Below are 2,230 nucleotides of genomic sequence, written 5' to 3' on the forward strand. Positions count from 1 at the left end.
CTTACTTTCCGCGGGTCAGCAGACGCATTTGCGCGTAATTTCCGGGCTGCGTTTCGAGGTGCCTAGAACGTGCTTGCGGGGACGCCGAGCAGCGCGAGCACTTTGCGCTGCAGGTCGGTGAGTGTGAGGTTGAATGCCTGAACGGTGCGGCCGTGTTGACGCAGTTGATGGCGCTCGGCCAGGCTGAACAGGCGCAGCACCTGCTCGGTGGTGGGATGCGCGCACTGGCGCTGCTCGGGGTAGATGGGCAGTTCCTCGATGGCTTCGTGCGCCATGGCCTGGCGCAGCTCGCGCTCGATGAGGGCCTGCACCAGCAGTGCGATCGCGTACAGGGTGAACAGTGCCTCGATGCGACCCTCGTCCTTGAGGAACACCGGGGCGATCTGGTGTACGGTCTTGATCTGCTCGAAGCGCTTCTCGATCATGGGCTGGCCTTTGTGGGCCTGCAGGACCTGTGCGGCGCTGAGCTTGCGGTCGTTCGTCATCAACGGGTACATGCCGTCGCTTCGCCGGTCGTAGGCGATGGCCTGCTCGTCGGTGCTCCATTGCACGTCGAAGCGTCGCTTGGTGATCTTGCGGTAGGCCGTGTCGGGGCCCGGGCGGCCACGGCGGGTTTGCTTGAAGACGTGCTCTTCGCGAACGACGCGGCGAACCTTGAGGTAGCGACCCACATGGTGCCTGTCCACGATGAGCTTGATCTGCAGGTCGATCTCGGGGGCGCCGCGCAGCCGGGTCTTGGCGGAGGCCAGGCGCTGGCGCAACCGCTCGAACTCTTCGATGGCAGCGGCGATGTTGCGTAGCCGCCGGGCATGCTGGCGCAGCGTCAGCAGCGTGCTCCAGACCCACACGATGGACCAGGCTTCCATGGAGGGTAGCGGCGCCCGATGGACGTACCAGCAGTCGCGCGGCCCGTCGCTGTAGCGCGGGTTGGGCCGATCCCACACCAGGGACCACTCGGGCGTGTGGGTTTGCAGCCATTCGCGAAACTGCGCATCCTCAAGCCGGCTGCGTGGCATCACGGTGACGAAGCGGCCCCCTGCGCGGTCGATGTGATCCATGTTCTCGCGCGAACACAGTTTGCTGTCGGCCACGTACAGGAAGTCGCTCCTGCCGGCCACCGCCCTGAGCGTCTCCCAGGTCTGCACGTGGGTGACCGAGTCGCTGGTGTTGCCGTCGGTGCAGCGAAACGCCACCGGCACGTTGCCGTCGGCGCTCATGGTCAGAATGAACAGCAGTTGCTTGAGGTCCGGCCTGTGCGCCTTCGAATGCCCGAAGGTGATCGCGGGCGCGGTGCGAGCGCGAATCTGGCGGCCTCGGGCGCGGCGGTAGCCGCCGCAGAAGCTGATCGATGTGGAGTCGTTGTGGAACTCCTCGAAACGCACCCCGAAGCGCTGCCCAACGGCCAACACGAGCTCAGTCAGCAACGCCGTGCGATCGGCATCGAACAGCCGGTCCAAGGCGCGCCCGAGGCGGTCGTCGCTCAGGTGCTCCATCTCCTGGGCACTGATGCCGAACATGCCATCGGCGAAGCCGTGCACGGTCTCGTGCTGGCGGTAGATCGGTTCGCGCTCCACGATGATCGATCGCAGCAGCACGCCCAGCGCGCTGGCATGGGTGATGCTGCAGCGAGCGTCCGAGGGGATGTGGCGCGACAGGGTGTCGTGCAGGCCGATGCGCTCGATGAAGTGGTTGATCAGGGGCAGCGGGCCCAGGCGCTCGGTGTGAAGAGTGAAGCCTGCCGCCTCCTTGGTGGAAGTCGGGGCTTGCGAGCTTGGCATTCTGGCGCTACTATTAACGACAGAATCGCAAAAGTCAAGCACTCATGCCGCGTTCACTCGCACAAAACATCAAGCAGGTCCGAGACAAGATCGGCGGCGTCCGGGCGGCCCTGGCCGACATCGAGTACCTGTGCTCGGGCACGTTGCACATGCGCATGAAGGTGTGCGGCAAGCCCGGGTGCCGTTGCGCCCAGGATCCGCAGGCCCGTCATGGCCCGTACTACGAATGGGGGCACATGATCGGCGGCAAGCTCGTGCATCGCATGGTCACGCCAGCGCAGGCCGAGCTTCTACAACACGCGATCGACAACCACCGCCGTGCCAAGCAGCTTATGCGTGAGTGGGAGGAGCAGACCGAGCGTCTCATCGACTTGGAAGTACCGCGCCAACCTTGACCTTCCCGCGACCGGGAAATTACGCGCAAATGCGTCTGGCGACCTGCGGAAAGTAAG

2 protein-coding genes are annotated in these 2,230 nt (G+C 64.9%); one reads left to right on the top strand and one right to left on the bottom strand.

Annotated features, from left to right (window positions below):
• Nucleotides 1-62: 62 nt before the first annotated feature.
• Complete coding sequence (locus tag ACX12L_RS22855; RefSeq protein WP_244386919.1) at nt 63-1,778, bottom strand: IS1634 family transposase; 1,716 nt, start codon at nt 1,776-1,778, stop codon at nt 63-65.
• Nucleotides 1,779-1,822: 44 nt separating this feature from the next.
• Between ACX12L_RS22855 and ACX12L_RS22860 the strand changes: the two genes are divergently transcribed.
• On the top strand, nt 1,823-2,173 hold the full coding sequence (locus tag ACX12L_RS22860) for a DUF6788 family protein (RefSeq protein WP_216188340.1): 351 nt from the start codon (nt 1,823-1,825) through the stop codon (nt 2,171-2,173).
• The last annotated feature ends 57 nt before the right edge of the window (nt 2,174-2,230 follow it).

It is taken from the genome of Alicycliphilus sp. T452 (genome assembly GCF_054512775.1).

Bases quoted from the DNA above. Each gene is read 5' to 3' on its own strand.
- ACX12L_RS22860 (WP_216188340.1), top strand. From the start codon at position 1,823: ATGCCGCGTTCACTCGCACAAAACATCAAGCAGGTCCGAGACAAGATC.
- ACX12L_RS22855 (WP_244386919.1), bottom strand. From the start codon at position 1,778: ATGCCAAGCTCGCAAGCCCCGACTTCCACCAAGGAGGCGGCAGGCTTC.